Genomic DNA, 16,052 nt, shown 5'->3' on the forward strand with positions numbered 1-16,052 from the left:
GGTTTCGAGACTTAGAAACAAGTCTCCATGCTCTCGATCACCGACAACTGCTCATCCACCAGCAATCCCACACGCCACTTGTCAAAGGTCAGGCACGGGTGCGAAGTGCCGAACGAAATGATGTCACCCACGCGCAGTTCAACGCCCGGCGCTACGGTCATGAACGCATGCTGGTCCATCACCGCTGTCACTTTGCACGCACCGACATCGTCGCCAACCGCCGGCACCACTCCAGCCTCGTAACGCAGCAACGGCACCGGCAGACCGGCATCGAAGGCGACATCACGTTTGCCCAGGGCAATCACCGCAAAGCCCGGCTCCGGCAGCGATTGCACGTGCGCCCAGACTTCCAGTGCCGGACGCAGGCCTTCGTGCAGGTCGCTGCGACGGTCGAGCACGCAGCATTGCGCCTCTTTGTAGATGCCGTGGTCGTGCGCGACGTAACTGCCCGGACGCAACACGCTGAGGAAGCGGCCACCGGCGTTCTGCGCTTCGAACGATTCGGCAATCAGGTCGTACCAAGCCGAACCCGACGCAGTGATGATCGGTTTGGCGATGGCGAAAGCGCCGCTGTCCTGCAACTGCACGGCCAGACGCACCAGTGACGCGGCAAATTCGCGGATGCCGCTGACCGCGTGATCGCCATGAATCACGCCTTCGTAACCTTCGATACCGGTCAGCGCCAGCGCCGGTTGCGCGTTGATCGCCTTGGCCAGTTCGATGACTTCCTGCTCGCTGCGGCAACCGCAGCGGCCGCCGACCACGCCGTACTCGATCATCACGTTGAGCTTCACGCCGCGCGAGGCGAAGTAGGTGCCGAGATCCGCGACGTTGTCCGGGTGATCGACCATGCAATAAAAATCAAACGAAGGATCAGCGAGCAGATCGGCAATCAGCGCCATGTTCGGGGTGCCGACCAATTGGTTGGCCATCAGCACCCGCCGCACACCGTGGGCGTAAGCGGCACGGGTTTGCGTGGCGCTGGCGAGGGTGATGCCCCACGCGCCCGCGTCGAGCTGACGCTTGAACAGCGCCGGGGTCATGCTGGTTTTGCCGTGGGGCGCGAGTTCGGCGCCGCTGTCGCTGACAAACTTCTGCATCCAGCGAATGTTGTGCTCCAGCGCCTCGCGGTGCAGCACCAGCGCCGGCAGGCTGACGTCACGCACCAGGTGCGCGCCGATGGCGGCATCGCCCTTTTCCACAGCAGTATTGATGGCAGTCGTCATGGTCAAACTCCTCGCATTCATTCGCGGCCGCACGCAGCCGCGATTATTCGTTGATTCGCCGGGCGAGGCTGTTGGCGCTCTCGATCAGTACCCGGCGATAGTCGTTGTAATTGTTCTTCGCATCGGCCCGTGGGGCGACGATGCACAGGGTGCAAATGGCCACGCCGTATGGGTCTTTGACCGGGGCGGCGAAGCAATGGGTGAAGGTGTCGGCGACGCTGTCGAAGGAGAAAAATCCATCGATGCCGGCCTGACGGATTTCCGCCAGAAAACGTTCCAGCGGCAGGCGCTCGCCGTCGGGCAGGATGTAGTCGTCTTCGTCGATCAGGTCGATGATCTGTTGATCGCTCAAATGCGCCAGCAGCAGGCGACCGGAAGCGGTCCACGGGATCGGTGCGTTTTCGCCGATGTCGGAAGAAATGCGGAAATGCCGCTCGCCCTCCTTCATCAACGCCACCGTGTATTTGCGCCCGTTGAGCAGGCACATCTGCGCAGTTTCGTGAGTCTGGCTGACGATCTCCTGCAGGGCGTGATCGGCCTCACGACTGAGGTCGAAATGACGCAAATGCGCCTGCCCGAGGAAATACAACTGACGGCCGAGATAGACATGACCGTCCTTGCCCACCGGCTCCAGAATCCGCCGCTCCAGCAAGGAAGCGACCAGTTCGTAGACCGTGGATTTCGGGCTGCCAATGCCGTTGGCGATATCGTTGGGGCGCAGCGGCTGGCCGATCTCCTTGAGGAAATCGAGGATATCGAACGCCCGGTCCAGACCGCGGGCCCGGCGTTTGATGGTGTCTTCGGTCATGTCATTGGGTTCCCATTCAAAGTCGCCGGGAGTTTACCGAGAGTATTGAGTCGGTTGGTAGGCCGCTTTCGCGAGCAGGCTCGCTCCCACAGAGAGTTGCATTTCAAATGTGGGAGCGAGCCTGCTCGCGAAGAAGCCAGCACAGATTTCAGGCCTTTTTCTTGTACGCGATGCAATCGATCTCGACCTTGCAATCGACCATCATGGTCGCCTGCACACACGCCCGCGCCGGGGCGTGTTCGGGTTTGAAGTACTCACCGAAAACCTTGTTGAAACTGCTGAAATCACGCGGATCGTCCAGCCACACTCCAGCACGAACGACGTCCTCCAGGCCATAACCGGCCTCTTTGAGAATCGCGATCAGGTTCTTCATGGTCTGGTGAGTCTGCTCGACGATGCCGCCAACAATGATCTCGCCGTCCAGCGCCGGCACCTGGCCGGACACGTGCAGCCAGCCATCGGCTTCAACGGCGCGGGCGAATGGGCGAGGCTGGCCACCGGCGGCGGTGCTGCCGGTGCCGTAACGAGTAATGCTCATGGGTACTTCTCCTGATTACAAAACCAAAGATTAAAACCGCGTGCTCTTGAGAAACTCAGCCAGCCGCGGCGATTGCGGGCGTTCGAACAGTTCCTTGGGAGGTCCCTGCTCTTCGATGCGCCCCTGATTCATGAAAACGATCTTGTCCGAAACCTCGAAGGCAAAACGCATTTCGTGGGTCACCAGCAGCATGGTCATGCCGTCTTCGGCGAGCCCCTTGATCACGTTGAGCACTTCGCCGACCAGTTCCGGGTCGAGGGCCGAGGTGACTTCGTCGAACAGCATCAGGCTCGGGTTCATCGCAATCGCCCGGGCAATCGCCACGCGCTGTTGCTGACCGCCGGACAACTGACCGGGAAAGTGATTGCGGCGTTCCAGCAGGCCGACCCGCTCCAGCCATTTCTCGGCCAGTACCACGGCTTCGTCCTTGTGCATCTTCTTCACTTTGAGCAGACCCAAAGTGACGTTCTGCAACGCCGTCAAATGCGGGAACAGGTTGAATTGCTGAAACGCCATGCCGGTCATCGCACGATGCCGGGCGATGACTTTTTCGCCATGGCGTACGCGTTTACCGTTGACCTCGTCGTAGCCGATGGACTCGCCGTCGAGCAGGATCTGCCCGCCCTGAAACTCTTCAAGCATGTTCACGCAGCGCAGCAGCGTGGTCTTGCCGGAGCCACTGGAACCGATCAGCGTCACCACGTTGCCGCGCTGCATGCTGAGGTCGACACCCTTGAGCACTTCGACCGCGCCGTACTGTTTGTGCAGGCCACGGATGTCGAGCAGTGGCTGGCCGTTTGGAAGGTTGGAAACTTGAGCTTCAGTCATGGCAAGGCCACCCGCTTTTCAATGTGCCGGCCGAGTAACTCGATGCCGTAGTTGATGACGAAAAACAGAAATCCGGCGAACAGGTAAAACTCGAGCGTCATGAAAGTTCGAGCGATGATCTGTTGGGTACTGAGGAGCAATTCGGCGACGCCGATTACCGAGAGCAAGGTCGAGGCCTTGACGATTTCGGTGGACGAGTTGACCCACGTTGGCAGGATCTGCCGCAACGCCTGCGGCAACAGCACATAGCCGAGTGATTGGTAAAACGTCAGGCCGATGGCTTTGCCCGCTTCCATCTGCCCACGGGGCAACGCTTGCAGCGCACCACGGACGATTTCCGCAACGTGCGAGCCGCAGAACAAGGTCAGGCCCAGGGCGCCGGCCTGAAACGCGCTGATCTGCCAACCCAGCGCCGGGGCCATATAGAAGCAGGCCAGCACCAGCACAAACACCGGGGTGCCGCGAATCAGGTCGACGTAAAAGCGAAACGGTGCGCGCATCCAGAATCTGCCGTAAGTCAGCACCAGACCGGTGACGACACCGAGCAGCGTGCCAAACAGAATCGCCAGCGCCGACACCTGCACACTGGTCAAAAACCCTTGCAGCAGGGTTTCCCGCGCCACCCACAACTCATGCAACCAACTAGGTGATTGGTACATCGCAGCCTCCTATCGGCGGATCGCCAGACGCTGCTCGAGGTAACGCAGCAGCATGGCAATGAGGTAACAGGCCGCAACATAGAGCGCCGTGGTCACCAGCCAGGTTTCGATCACCCGGTAGCTCTCCACATTGATCTTGCGCGCGTAATAGGTCAGCTCCGGCACCGCAATCGCGGCGGCCAGCGAGGTGTCCTTGAACAGCGAAATGAAGTTGTTCGACAACGCCGGCAACACGTTGCGCAGCATCACCGGCACCGTGACGTAGGCCTTGACCTGCCATTCACCGAGGCCGATGGCCAACCCGGCTTCGCGCTGTCCCTTGGGGATGCTGAGCAAGCCGCCACGGAACACTTCGGTCAGGTACGCCCCCGCATACAGCGACAGGGTGATGATGAACGACGGGATCTTGTCCAGCCGGATCCCCAGGCTCGGTAACGCGAAGTAGATCAACAGAATCAACACCAGAATCGGCGTGTTACGGATCACCGTCACATACACCGAGGCCAGCACCCGCAAGGCGCGATGCTTCGAGAGCAAGGCAAACGCCATCAGCAGGCCGATCACGCAGCCGATGGCGATCGACACCAGCGCCAGTTCAAGGCCCAAACCGAGCCCCGCCAACAAGGTGTCGAAATCGCGCCACACGGCGGCAAAGTTCAACTGATAGTTCATGGTCAGCAGTACCTTGAGCGGGGCGACTGGATCGCCCCACTCTCACGGGATCATTTGAATTCGACTGGGAAACCGATGGCTGGAGACGGCAGATCAACACCGAACCATTGCTTGAAGGAGGCGGCGTAGGTCGGGAACTCCACACCGGTCATCGCTTCATGCAACGTGGTGTTGACGAAGTTCAACCAGTCCTGATCGCCGCGTTTGACCGCGCAGGCGTAGGTCTGCGGGCTCCAGGCGTAAGTCGGGCTGCGATAACGGCCCGGGTTCTGCACCATCAGGTATTTGACCGACGACTGGTCAGTGGCGGCGGCATCGGCGCGGCCGGAGTTAACGGCCTGATACATCAGGTCGACGCTGTCGTACTGATCAACCTTGGCCTTGGGCAATGCCTGATGCACCAGTTCTTCGGCATAGACGTTTTGCAGCACCGCCACAGTGACGCTGTCGCCGCCGGCCTGCAGGTCTTCGATTTCCTTGTACTTGCTGTTATTCGGCAGCAGCAGACCGACACCTTCGCGGTAGTACGGCAAGGTGAACGCGACTTGCTGGGCACGGCTGGCGGTGACGGTGATGAACTGACAGCTCATGTCGACCTTGTCGGTGAGCAGGTTGGGAATTCGCGCATCAGACGACTGCACCACGAACTCGACTTTGCTCGGGTCATTGAACAGACCCTTGGCGACCATCCTGGCGATATCGATATCAAAACCCTGCAACTTGCCGTCCGCGCCCTGAAAGTGCCACGGCGCATTGGTGCTGCCGGTGCCCACGATCAACTTCCCACGGGCCAGAACACTGTCTAGCTTGCTGTCGGCGGCCTGGGCCAGGCCCATGACAGTGGAAGAAGCTGCAAGAACAAAAACACACGCTTTGAACAACGAAGGACGGCGATGCATGGCAAGCACTCCAGGATGGTGTTTATTCCGCTATACCGGAACACGGTTTGTTACTACGGAATAGACAGCAGAAAGTGTGCCACAGGTTTCGGGTGGAATCTGCAGTGAGGAGAAATGTTTTTGGATTCAAGGAGATGAAAAAAAGGATCAATTACGTTGTTACGGCTTTTAGCAAGAGACCCCGCTACCGTTGGCTACACACGCCGGGTATTCGCGCCACATTTCGGAGCAACTGACACAAAACAACGCACAGTGCACCTGTCAACTCTGACAGTAGGCGCGCAACTCAGACTCGCTTAACTTGGGTACATTCGCAGCCGGATCTGAAAAGGGAGATTTCCATGAGCGTGAATGCACCTCTCTCCGAATTGGCGCCCACCTACCGCAAAGCCCTGAAAACCTGGCGCCCGGTGATCCTCTACTTTGCCAACGAACACTGCCCCGCCTGTGAATGGGCCGGGCCGGTTTTCCGGCAGATCGCCGAGCCGTATCGGCATCGCGCCAATATCTACATGCTCAACACCAGCGAATCGCCACGCCACCCACAGGTGACGGGCACGCCGACCGTGCTGTTCTACAAGAACGGCAGGCTGGTGAAAAAGCTCAAAGGGATTGGCGACGAGGAAACACTGGCGGCGGACTTCGCCACGCATATTGGCAGGACCAAGGCACCGACGGTGCGGCGAAAGCAGCAACATGACCTGGACTGGCTTCGTTGCACAATGCGCAACCTCTGCACCGTCCCCCGCGGGCGCCGACAACTTTGCCAAGTCCCTAATCCCCTGTAGGAGCTGCCGCAGGCTGCGATCTTTTGACTTTGTTTTTTAGAAGCAAGATCAAAAGATCGCAGCCTGCGGCAGTTCCTACAAGGGAGTTGTGGTTTAGGCGGTATCGCGGGTCAGCAACACCCGTGTCACGCGCCGTTCCTCAACGGCTTTGACGGTCATTTGCCAGCCTTCGTACTCCAGACGATCACCGATGACCGGCAAGCGATCAAGCAAGCTCATCACCAGCCCGGCCATCGTTTGATAGTCCTCGGTCGGTTCGGCACCAAAACCGGTGCGCTGGCGTACACGTGCAAGGTTCAACGCACCACTGACCAGAAAACCGCCCTGCTCTTCAACCACATCAGGGCCTTCAATTTCACTGGCATCGGGCAGCTCACCGGCAATCGATTCGAGAATGTCGGTCATGGTCAGCACGCCGACGAAGTCACCGAACTCGTTGACCACAAACGCAATGTGCGTAGACGCCGCACGCATCTGTTCCAATGCATTAAGGATCGAATAGCTGTCGAGCAGGTTGATGGTCTTGCGCGCCAGATGCTCCAGGTTGGGTTCGGCACCGGCCAGGTATTCCTTGAGCAACTCTTTTTTGTGCACGAATCCCAGCGGTTCATCTACCACACCGTTGCGGATCAGCGGCAGACGCGAGTAGGACGAGTGCATCAACTTCGTGCGAATCGCCTCCGCGTCGTCGGCCAGATCGATGGTGTCGACGTCGGCGCGCACGGTCATCAGGCTGCGGATCGGCCGCTCGGCCAATTGCAGCACGCCGCTGATCATCACCCGTTCACGACGGTCGAACAGCTCAGCGCTCGGCGCATCACCATCATCCAGCAGGTCGGAAATCTCTTCACCGACCTCTTCCACCGCCAGTTTGCGACCACCCAGCAAACGCATCACCGCATGGGCCGTACGTTCACGCATCGGCCGCAGGCCCTGCATCGAGCGTTTGCGTCGAGCCCGGGCGATCTGGTTGAACACCTCAATCAGGATCGAGAAACCGATGGCCGCGTACAGATAACCTTTCGGGATGTGGAAACCCAGACCTTCGGCCGTCAGGGCAAAACCGATCATCATCAAGAAGCCCAGACACAGCATGATCACTGTCGGGTGCGCGTTGACGAAACGCGTCAGCGGCTTGCTCGCGACAATCATCAGGCCGATGGAGATGATCACGGCGATCATCATCACCGCCAGCTCATCGACCATGCCCACGGCGGTAATCACCGCGTCCAGCGAGAACACCGCATCGAGCACGACAATCTGCGCGACGATCGGCCAGAACAGCGCATAAGCGCTGTTGGTCGAGCGCTCGCCGACATGGCCTTCAAGGCGTTCGTGCAACTCCATGGTGGCTTTGAACAAGAGGAATACACCACCGAACAGCATGATCAGGTCACGGCCGGAGAAGCTCTTGTCGAATACCTCGAACAGCGGCTGCGTGAGAGTGACCAGCCAGGAAATACTCGCCAACAGGCCCAGACGCATGATCAGCGCCAACGACAGGCCGATGATGCGTGCACGGTCACGCTGATGCGGCGGCAGTTTGTCGGCAAGGATTGCAATGAACACCAGGTTGTCGATGCCCAGCACCAGTTCCAGCACGATCAAGGTCAACAAGCCTAACCAGGCCGTGGGATCCGCTAACCATTCCATAAAATGTCTCTATCTCTCTTCAGTGAATTCAGGCTGCCGGACACGGCAAAGCGCAACGCGAAGGCTCTGGAGCCGCGTTATCAACGATAGTCAGGTGTCGGAAAACTGGATGCTGCGAGTGCGTCAAGACCGCGCCGTGGCGCGAAGGGAAGGTACGACTGGGAGGCTCCGAGAGGGTGTTCATGTAGTTCCTGAATGAAAAAAGGCCTTGAATCGTACAGGCTGAAGCGACTTTTCCTACAGCGCGAAATCATTTCAAAATCTGTACACCAGGAAAATGCGTTGTTTGTGACGACACCTTCGCGAGCAGGCTCGCTCCCACCTGGATTGCGTTCAACATGTGGGAGCGAGCCTGCTCGCGAAGAGCACTGTAAACACAGCGCCATCAGCGACCGGCGAAGCGCAATCGGGACAGCTCGCGCAGATCGCCTTCGACGTAGTAATCATTGGTCCAACTGTCATCCACCGCCAACGGACTGACCTGCTTCAACGCCAGTTTTTTCGCGAAATAACGAAAGCGGTAATGCTCATAAAACCGTAGCAGCTCCAGACCATAACGATCCGCCAGATCGGTATCGCCACGAATGATCAGGTAGTTCTCGTCGTTACCGTTGCTGGCCGAAACGCTGAGGTTGTGACTGCCGCTGATGATGGTCGGAGCGTCCGTGGTGAAGTCGGTGACCACGGCTTTGGTGTGCACCAGCAAATTGCCTTTCTGGCCTTTCATGTTTTCGCGCAGCCAGCCTTCAAGACCGGTATTGAGCAACGCCGTTGCCGCGAACTCAGCCGTGCGGTCGGCGTGAAATCCGGTGATGCTACTGGCCGTATTTTGCAGGCCGTAACGCAAAATGTCGTCGTGCGGCTGGCCGAGCAAGGCGTTGAGGATCGATTCGGGCAAGGTAAACGCGGTGACAAACAAGACGTCCTTGCGTGCCGCTTCAATGATCTCGACGAACTCGCGCAGATCACCGCCGCCGGTACGCGGCGAGAACCCGGCGAACAGTGGCTGCGCGGGGTCCATCGGGTTGTGTTCGGTGATCCAGTCGCGGGTCTTGCCGACGTCGTCGGGCAGCGCCCAGATCTGCTCGAAGACTTGCAGGTAACTGGCCGCCATCGCCTTCTCGTCCAGTACGTGCACGACATTGGCCTGGCGATAAACGCCGTTCGCGGTGAAGTTGGTACTGCCGCACAACACGGCTTGGGGCTGGCGTTGGCCCGCCGCATCGAGTCGGCTGAGAACGATGTATTTGTTGTGAAAGATGTTATGCGTGACGCGCCCACGCTTGCCCGACGCCGGCAGTTTGGCCAGGCTCGCCTCGTTGAGCGTGGTGTCTTCATCATCGGGCCGGGCGTGGTACAAAACGCGAATCTGTACGCCGCGCTCAAAGGCCGCATTCACGGCGTCGACGATGGCTTGCAATTGATATTCGTAAATGGCGATGTCCAGCGCCCATTGCCCATCGACCGCGCGCTCGATAAACCCCAGCAAACGCCCGAGCAAGCCGTTCTCCAGCCATTGTCTCGCGGCATCGGGCCAGGCTTCGATGGGCATGTTTTTGTTGGCGCTGATCTGCGCATCGAGGTCGGGAAATTTGCGTTGGAACGCCTGACTGGCGGCCACGGCGCGGTTGAAGATCACGCTTTGATCGGCCGGATGACCGTCGTCGCTGGTGACGGTCAGTTCGAGAAACTCACCCAGTTGGGGAGCATCCGGCGTGCCATAAGCCAGGTGGACGCGATAGTGAATCGTCATCCCCGGATTGACCGCGTAATCGGCCCAGCGGAATTTCTGCAGTGGGGCCTTATCGCTGGGCGTGGCGTGAAACTGCGGGAACGTATGGGTTTTGCCGGGGAAGGTCAGGCTGTTGAAGAGAAACAGCCACGGCTTGTCGCCTTGCTGTTTTTCGATGGCGAATCCGAGCAGGCCTTTGCGCCGGGGTTCGGCCAGATCCATCGCCAGCAGCACGCCATTGGTGCCTGCGTAGGCTTTGACGCGGAAGTCGTCTTGAGGGTTCTTGACCAGAATACGCATCGCTCACTCCTTGTGATTGGGCTGGAGTGCAGCATAGAGCAGTGATGCGAATTCTGGTCAACAGATCCGAATCCGCGTGGATGCCATCGCGGGCAAGCCCGGCTCCCACAGTTCCCGAGGCGGGCACACTTCCCGGGTTCAACAGAAAAACCTGTGGGAGCGGGCTTGCCCGCGATGAGGCCCGATCAAACGACACCAGGATCAAAGGTCGTCGATGTGCCGATAATCCGCAGCCAACGCCTCAGCCAGGTCTCTCGCCCGACCCAGCCGAATCGGCCCGCGCTCGATATCGATCAACAGTCCCGGACAGTCGAGCAGCGGCAAGCCTGACCAGGCTTTCAAGCGCCCGTCGGTGACCACCAGCAAGCGCTGCTGCTCGGCAGGAAAACGCTTGCGCCGCACGGTCAGCCATTGCTGTGCCTGCGCCAGCGCCGCGAGTAACGGCGTGCCGCCGCCCGCGCCCAATGCATCGAGCCAGACACGCAAACCGCTGGACGCCTGTAACCCTTGCACCTGCCATTTCGGCGCCGTACCGCTAGCGGTCAGTAATGCCAGCCGCGCGCGTTGGCGATAGGCGTCATCGAACAGTTGCGCGAGCAGACCTTTGGCGTCACTCAATGCGTGGTGGCGGCGCGTCGAGGCCGAGGCATCGACGATCACCAGCCATAACTCATGGGGCGAACGCGTGCGCAGTTGAAACAGCAGGTCTTCACGGCTTTGCGGGCGGCCCTTGAGCAGCGTTCCCGGCCAGTTCACCGAACCACTGCGAGCCGCATGACGTTTGCCCTGGCGTCCGTTATCCAACCGTCCGGCGCGGGGTCTGGCATTCGCCCCCGCGTCGGACCGGGGGCGAATGCCTAAAGCTTTTTTGGCCAGCTCGGCACTTCGCGACGGCTGCCGGTGGCAAGTGCCGGGGCCGGCATGTCACCCCACTGGCCCTGCCCTTCGCTTGGGCTAGCCGCAGCGTTAGTCGGAGATTGCGCGGGTTGTTGAGCGCTCGAAGCAGTTTGTTCGCGACGACGATGGCGTAGGGCAAATTCGGCGACGGCGTCGATATCCTCTTCGTCGATGGCCACGGCGCCACGCCATGCCGCGTGAGCGCGAGCAGCGCGCAGCCACACCAGATCGGCACGCAAGCCATCGACGCCGGCAGCGAAACAACGCTCGGTGATGTGCGCCAGCGCGGCATCGTCCAGAGGAATGCCGGCCAACGTGCTACGGGCGTTTTCACAACGCTCGCGCAGGGCCTGTTGTGCGCTTTCCCATTGCGCACAGAATCCTTGTGGGTCGCTGTCGAAATCCAGCCGACGACGGATGATCTGGCCGCGCTCGGTCGGTGCGGTATGGCCACCGAGCGCGACGTTGAGGCCGAAGCGATCAAGCAACTGCGGACGCAACTCGCCCTCCTCCGGATTCATCGTGCCGATCAGCACGAACTTCGCCGAATGCCGATGGGAGATGCCGTCACGTTCGATCAGATTGGTGCCACTGGCGGCAACGTCGAGCAGCAGATCGACCAGATGATCGGGCAGCAGATTGACTTCATCGACGTAGAGCACGCCGCCGTCAGCCTTGGCCAGCACACCGGGAGAAAACTGCGCACGGCCGTCGCTGAGGGCGGCATCGAGATCGAGCGTGCCAACCAGACGCTCCTCGGTCGCGCCCAGCGGCAACGTGACGAACTGACCGCTGGCGAGCAGGTCCGCGAGGCCTCGGGCCAGGGTGGACTTGGCCATGCCACGCGGGCCTTCAATCAGCACACCGCCGATTTTCGGGTCGATGGCGGTGAGGCACAGGGCGAGTTTCAGGTCATCGGCGCCGACCACGGCGGAGAGCGGGAAATGTGGGGTATCGGTCATTTGGGTTTTTCTCTCTCGTGGTCGTTGGTGTGCTTGAAGGTTGCAGAGTGTCAGGTATAAACGCCCTCACCCTGGCCCTCTCCCAGAGGGAGAGGGAACAGACCGTGGTGCTCTTCTGATCCACCGACTTGAACTATCCAGTCGAACTCAGATTTTGAACAGCACCCAAATCAGCTCCCTTTCCCCGTCTCCCCCCTGGGGGAGAGGGTTGGGGTGAGGGGGTGGCTTTCTTGAATGCGCTACATCTCTTCTTCTATATCCAGCAGCAGATTCTCCAGCGCCTCTTTATAAGCACCCGGCTCCTGCCACATCCCGCGCTGCTGCGCTTCCAGCATGCGCTCGGTCATGTCGCGCAGTGCATGCGGATTGTGCTCGCGGACAAACTCCCGGGTCGCCGGATCGAGCAGATACGCATCGGCCAACAATGCGTACTGATGATCGTCGATCAACTGCGTTGTAGCATCGAAGGCAAACAGATTATCGACCGTTGCCGCCAGTTCGAACGCGCCTTTATAGCCGTGGCGCTTGACCCCGTCGATCCATTTCGGATTGGCCGCCCGCGAGCGAATCACCCGGTTGAGTTCCTCTTTCAGGGTACGGATTTTCGGCAGATCCGGCTGGCTGTGGTCGCCGTGATAACTGGCCGCCGCTTCGCCACGCAGGGTTTCCACGGCGGCGAGCATGCCGCCCTGGAACTGGTAATAGTCGTTGGAATCGAGCAAGTCGTGCTCGCGGTTGTCCTGGTTTTGCAACACCGCTTGCACCTGACTCAAACGCTGGACGAATTGTTCGCGAGCGGCGGTGCCTTCGTCCGAACCGCCATAGGCGTAGGCGCCCCAGTTGAGGTAAACCTCGGCCAGATCCTCGCGGCTCTGCCAGAGTCGACCGTCGATGGCGCCCTGCACGCCCGCGCCATAGGCACCCGGTTTGGCACCGAAGATCCGCCATCCGGCCTGACGCCGAGCAGCGTCTTCATCGAGACCCGACTGCAGCAGTGCCTCGCGTTCGGCGCGGACTTTGGCGGCCAGCGGGTTGAGATCGTCCGGTTCATCCAGCGCCGCCACCGCTTGCACCGCCGCATCGAACAGACGGATCAGATTGGCGAAGGCGTCGCGGAAGAAACCCGACACCCGCAGCGTCACATCGACACGCGGACGGTCGAGCAGGCTCAGCGGCAGAATCTCGAAATCATCGACGCGTTGGCTGCCGGTGGCCCACACCGGACGCACGCCCATCAAGGCCATGGCCTGGGCGATGTCATCGCCGCCAGTGCGCATGGTCGCCGTGCCCCAGACTGACAGGCCGAGCTGACGCAGGTGATCGCCGTGATCCTGCAGGTGCCGTTCGAGAATCAGCGTGGCCGACTGGAAACCGATGCGCCACGCGGTCGTGGTCGGCAGGTTGCGCACGTCCACCGAGTAGAAGTTGCGGCCGGTTGGCAATACGTCGAGGCGACCGCGACTGGGTGCACCGCTGGGACCGGCGGGGACGAAACGGCCGCCGAGGGCATCGAGCAGGCCGCGCATTTCGGCGGGGCCACAGCCGTCGAGGCGTGGGGCGACGACTTCGCGCAGGGACTGGGTGATCAGATTTACATCTGACCAACCCGGTCCCTGTGGGAGCGAGCCTGCTCGCGAAAGCGGTGGGTCAGGTAAATCTATAGCGAATGATACGACGCCTTCGCGAGCAGGCTCGCTCCCACAAGGAGTTTGCAGTGCTTGGGAGATCAGGTCTGTGGCGAACAACTCCAGGCGTTCGCGGGTGTCGCCGGCGGTGCGCCAGACCTCTTCGCTGAGCGATTGCAACTCATCGGGACGCGGGCCAGTCCACGGATCGGCCAGTGCACAATCCAGCGGGTCGAAGCCCAATTCAAACGCCTTGGCCAATGCCCGCAGCAAACTCGATTGCGCGCCCTTGCCATCGCCGCGTGGAATGCGCAGCAATGCCAGCAACGTATCGATACGCAAACGCCCGCTCGGTGATTCGCCGAAAATGTGCAACCCGTCGCGGATCTGCGATTCCTTCAGATCACACAAATAGGTATCGAGACGCGGCAGCCAGATCGCCGCATCGGCGTCGCTGTCGAGCGCCGCATCGAGTTGCAGCTCTCGGTCGATCTGTGTGTCGCGCACCAGTTGCAGAATGTCCCGTTGCAACTCACGTGCACGACGCGGATCGAGCAGTTGCGCTTCGTAATATTCGTCGGCCAGCAGTTCCAGATTACGCAGTGGACCGTAGGTTTCGGCGCGGGTCAGCGGCGGCATCAGGTGATCGATGATCACCGCTTGCGTGCGCCGTTTGGCCTGGGCGCCCTCGCCCGGGTCGTTGACGATAAACGGATAGATATTCGGCAGAGGCCCGAGCAATGCATCCGGCCAGCAGTTCTCGGAAAGCCCGACGCCTTTGCCCGGCAGCCATTCGAGGTTGCCGTGTTTGCCGACATGGATAACGCCGTGGGCGCCATAGGTATTGCGCAGCCAGAAGTAGAAAGCGAGATAACCGTGGGGTGGCACCAGATCCGGGTCGTGATACACCGCGCTCGCGTCGACCTGATAACCACGCGCCGGCTGAATGCCGACGAAGGTCAGGCCAAAGCGCAGACCGGCGATCATCATGCGCCCATCGCGGCACATCGGATCGTTTTGCGGCGTGCCCCAACGTTCGATCACGGCAGCTCGATTGGCTTCAGGCAACGCGCTGAACATCGTCAGGTAAGCGTCCATCGCCAGGCTTTGCTGGCACGGACGCAAATCAATCGTGTCGAGGTCATTGCTGACGCCGCCGAGCAACTGCTGGATCAGTTCGGTGCCGCTGTCCGGCAGTTGCGCAGTGAGCGGATAACCCTCGGCCTGCAAGGCGCGCAGGATGTTCAGCGCCGCCGCCGGCGTATCCAGACCGACACCGTTGCCGATGCGCCCGTCGCGAGTCGGGTAGTTGGCGAGAATCAGCGCAATGCGTTTCTCGGCATTCGGCACGCGCGCCAGATCGATCCAGCGTCGCGCCAGTTCGGCGACGAAATCCATGCGCTCGGGTTGCGCGCGATAACAGACCACGTCGGACTGACTGCGCTCACTGCGCCAGGCCAGATCCTTGAAGCTGATCGGGCGGCTGATGATGCGCCCGTCGAGTTCCGGCAGGGCAATGTGCATCGCCAGATCCCGTGGGCCGAGGCCCTGCTCGCTGTCACGCCAGCCGGGTTCGTTGTCTTGGGCGCAGATGGCCTGGATCACCGGAATATTGCGACGAAACGGCCGTAAGTGCGGGGCTTCAGGGCTGGATTGGGCGAAACCGGTGGTGTTGAGAATCACCCCCGCCTCGACCTCATCCAGCCAATCTTCGACGACTGCCAGACAGCCGGGCTCTTTCAGGCTGGCCACGGCAATCGGCAACGGATTAAGCCCCGCCGCTTGCAGGCGCTGGCAGAAAACATCGATGAACGCCGTGTTCGCCGCTTGCAGGTGTGAACGGTAAAACAACACCGCCGCGACCGGTTGATCCGGCAGCCAATCGGCTTGCCAGTCGCGCAGTGCCGCGGTGTTTTTATCGGGGTGGTAAATCGCTGTGCGTGGCAGGGTCTGCGGCTCGCCCCAAACGTAATCGCGAGCAAGCCAACGACTGGCCAGACAACGGAAGAAATCCAGCGCATTGCCCATGCCGCCCTGACGCAGGAACTGCCAGAGCCGGTCGCGTTCCTCGGCGCCGACGGTACTCAAGTCGCTGAGTTCCGGATCGGGGCGATCATCACCCGGCACCAGAATCACTTGCACACCGCGCTCGGACAGCTCGATCAAACGCTCGACGCCGTAGCGCCAATAAGCAATGCCGCCGTGCAGCGAAATCAGAATGACCTTGGCATGACGCAGCACTTCATCGACGTACAAATCGACCGAAGCATGATTCTGCACCTGCATCGGGTTGGCCAGACGCAGGCTCGGATAATCCTCGGGCAACTGCTGCGCGGCCTCGGCGAGCAGCGCCAGACTGGAGTCGCCGCTGCACAGGATCACCAGCTCGGCGGGGGTTTGTCCAAGGTCGGCAATGTTGTCATCCGACACGAAACCGCCGGGCTGGGTCCTGAGCAGGTGCATGG

The 16,052-nt window shown here is 60.6% G+C and carries 13 protein-coding genes; 1 reads left to right on the forward strand and 12 read right to left on the reverse strand.

The genetic code is table 11. The annotated features are described in order from the left end of the window. Window positions 1-11 precede the first annotated feature (11 nt). The 7 genes from ACIOWE_RS06240 to ACIOWE_RS06270 all read right to left on the reverse strand — a co-directional run bounded on the left by ACIOWE_RS06240 (window position 12) and on the right by ACIOWE_RS06270 (window position 5,630). A complete protein-coding gene (locus tag ACIOWE_RS06240) occupies window positions 12-1,226 on the reverse strand; it encodes an amino acid deaminase (protein WP_401388669.1) in 1,215 nt (404 codons plus the stop codon). Window positions 1,227-1,269: 43 nt separating this feature from the next. After that, complete coding sequence (locus ACIOWE_RS06245) at window positions 1,270-2,034, reverse strand: IclR family transcriptional regulator (RefSeq protein ID WP_401388672.1); 765 nt, start codon at window positions 2,032-2,034, stop codon at window positions 1,270-1,272. A gap of 148 nt (window positions 2,035-2,182) precedes the next feature. Next, entirely contained in the window at window positions 2,183-2,572 is a 390-nt protein-coding gene (locus ACIOWE_RS06250) for a RidA family protein (protein WP_401388675.1), read from the reverse strand. A gap of 30 nt (window positions 2,573-2,602) precedes the next feature. Then, window positions 2,603-3,400 carry an amino acid ABC transporter ATP-binding protein gene (locus ACIOWE_RS06255; RefSeq protein ID WP_401388678.1) on the reverse strand — a complete coding sequence of 266 codons (798 nt, stop codon included), beginning with the start codon at window positions 3,398-3,400 and terminating at the stop codon, window positions 2,603-2,605. Beyond that, entirely contained in the window at window positions 3,397-4,059 is a 663-nt protein-coding gene (locus tag ACIOWE_RS06260; RefSeq protein WP_201238421.1) for an amino acid ABC transporter permease, read from the reverse strand. Before ACIOWE_RS06260 ends, ACIOWE_RS06255 begins: the two co-directional genes overlap by 4 nt. Before the next feature lie 9 nt (window positions 4,060-4,068). Beyond that, the gene (locus ACIOWE_RS06265; RefSeq protein WP_059405928.1) at window positions 4,069-4,731 is read right to left on the reverse strand and encodes an amino acid ABC transporter permease; all 663 of its coding nucleotides are present in this window, start codon (window positions 4,729-4,731) and stop codon (window positions 4,069-4,071) included. Between the two features lie 50 nt (window positions 4,732-4,781). Next, window positions 4,782-5,630: a transporter substrate-binding domain-containing protein gene (locus tag ACIOWE_RS06270; RefSeq protein ID WP_166225486.1), complete on the reverse strand. Its 849-nt coding sequence runs from the start codon at window positions 5,628-5,630 to the stop codon at window positions 4,782-4,784. Window positions 5,631-5,971: 341 nt separating this feature from the next. Between ACIOWE_RS06270 and ACIOWE_RS06275 the strand changes: the two genes are divergently transcribed. After that, window positions 5,972-6,418 carry a thioredoxin family protein gene (locus tag ACIOWE_RS06275; RefSeq protein WP_401388682.1) on the forward strand — a complete coding sequence of 149 codons (447 nt, stop codon included), beginning with the start codon at window positions 5,972-5,974 and terminating at the stop codon, window positions 6,416-6,418. 93 nt (window positions 6,419-6,511) lie between these two features. On the opposite strand, the gene ACIOWE_RS06280 is transcribed toward ACIOWE_RS06275, so the two are convergent. The 5 genes from ACIOWE_RS06280 to cobN all read right to left on the reverse strand — a co-directional run bounded on the left by ACIOWE_RS06280 (window position 6,512) and on the right by cobN (window position 16,050). Beyond that, window positions 6,512-8,071, reverse strand: coding sequence for a transporter associated domain-containing protein (locus ACIOWE_RS06280; protein ID WP_401388685.1), 1,560 nt, complete (start codon window positions 8,069-8,071; stop codon window positions 6,512-6,514). Window positions 8,072-8,456: 385 nt separating this feature from the next. Continuing rightward, on the reverse strand, window positions 8,457-10,103 hold the full coding sequence (locus ACIOWE_RS06285; RefSeq protein ID WP_401388688.1) for a phospholipase D-like domain-containing protein: 1,647 nt from the start codon (window positions 10,101-10,103) through the stop codon (window positions 8,457-8,459). A 201-nt stretch (window positions 10,104-10,304) separates the two neighbouring features. Beyond that, the gene (locus tag ACIOWE_RS06290) at window positions 10,305-10,907 is read right to left on the reverse strand and encodes a VWA domain-containing protein (protein ID WP_401388691.1); all 603 of its coding nucleotides are present in this window, start codon (window positions 10,905-10,907) and stop codon (window positions 10,305-10,307) included. Between the two features lie 53 nt (window positions 10,908-10,960). Further along, on the reverse strand, window positions 10,961-11,962 hold the full coding sequence (locus ACIOWE_RS06295) for an ATP-binding protein (RefSeq protein ID WP_401388694.1): 1,002 nt from the start codon (window positions 11,960-11,962) through the stop codon (window positions 10,961-10,963). A 239-nt stretch (window positions 11,963-12,201) separates the two neighbouring features. Further along, window positions 12,202-16,050, reverse strand: a complete 3,849-nt coding sequence (cobN, locus tag ACIOWE_RS06300) for a cobaltochelatase subunit CobN (protein ID WP_401388697.1) — start codon at window positions 16,048-16,050, stop codon at window positions 12,202-12,204. Window positions 16,051-16,052 lie beyond the last annotated feature (2 nt).

The organism is Pseudomonas sp. NPDC087598, assembly GCF_044743525.1.
Classification (GTDB): domain Bacteria; phylum Pseudomonadota; class Gammaproteobacteria; order Pseudomonadales; family Pseudomonadaceae; genus Aquipseudomonas.